General features: G+C 60.6%; 1 protein-coding gene. It reads right to left on the bottom strand.

What is annotated here, in order from left to right; translation table 11 throughout:
- Positions 1-1,099, bottom strand: a 1,099-nt coding sequence (locus CSQ89_RS21605; RefSeq protein WP_199065796.1) for a hemagglutinin repeat-containing protein, incomplete at both ends; no start/stop codon positions are given.

The following is a 1,099-nucleotide window of genomic DNA, read 5'->3' as shown; positions in this document are numbered from 1 at the left end:
TGCTGCCGTCCTTCCACCCTTTGGCTTGGGCAATATCGCCGACCGCACGGAAGCCGATCTCCCCAACAAGCTGGCCGATTTCAACCTGCTCTTCCACCTTCTTGGCATCGAAGATGCGTTCAAGCTTGCCGTTGGCGTTGGTGGTGTCGCGGCTTAGGCCGGCGAGGCTATCCTGGCCTGTGGTCTGGTCTTGCAGTACTTCGATGGTGCCGGCAGCGATGGCGCTATGCGTGGTGCCTTTGGCCCGGTCATGCACCGGTACGGTGATGTTGGGTTTGGGGGTGCCTCCGCCCGCCGTATCGAACGACAGGGTGCCGCCCACGGCGGTGTATTCGGCTTTGTTGGTGATATCGCCAAACCCGATCGTCTGGGTACGCAGGCGATTCAGGCTGGGGTCGGCTTCACTGGCGATGACTGCGCCATTGAGTTGGGTATGCCCACCCACCTCGATATCAAACCCACCCTTGCCGGCATACAACCCGGTTTGTTCCTGCACGCTGGCGTAGTCACTGCGGGTTTGGCTGTAGGTCAGGTTGCCACTGGCGCCGGTGTCATTACCCTGAACCGCCACCCGGCCTTCCAGCTGGCCGCTGAGGCTCTTTTGCCGATAACGGTCGACATCCTGTTCGCTGGTCAGCGTCAGGTTGCCGCCCACCTTGGCCCTGATAGCGTCGGCTTTGGCAATGGTGCCGCTGAGGTCGGTATTGCGTCCACTCTTGATCGTCAGGGTGCCGCTGGCATTAAGGGTGTTTTCTTCATGGGTGAGGCTGGAGAGGGCGGTGCTGCTTTCGCTGTACTCCAAGGCGGTATAAACCCCCCAACCACCGCTGCTACCACCCTTGCCCGATTGCCCGCCGGCATACAGGCCGACATCGGCCGAGTAGCGTTTGCTCTTGCTTTCAGTGCTTTGGTTGGCTGCTTGGCTCTGGCCAATAAAGTCGCGCTTGGCATCAATGACGATGTCCTTGCCCTGGGTTTGCAAGCCCTTGAGCAGGATATCGCCGCCGGTGTCGCCCTTGGCGTCGGCCTCGCCCCCTGTAGCTTTGAACTGCAATGTGCCGCCATGTGATACCGAGGATTTGCGCACGGTTTCGCCATG

Origin of the sequence: Chitinimonas sp. BJB300 (assembly GCF_002735695.1) — a bacterium.
Lineage (GTDB): Bacteria > Pseudomonadota > Gammaproteobacteria > Burkholderiales > Chitinimonadaceae > Chitinimonas.
Note: the sequence above shows the minus strand (reverse complement) of the source record. Positions and strands in the feature narration are given on the sequence as shown.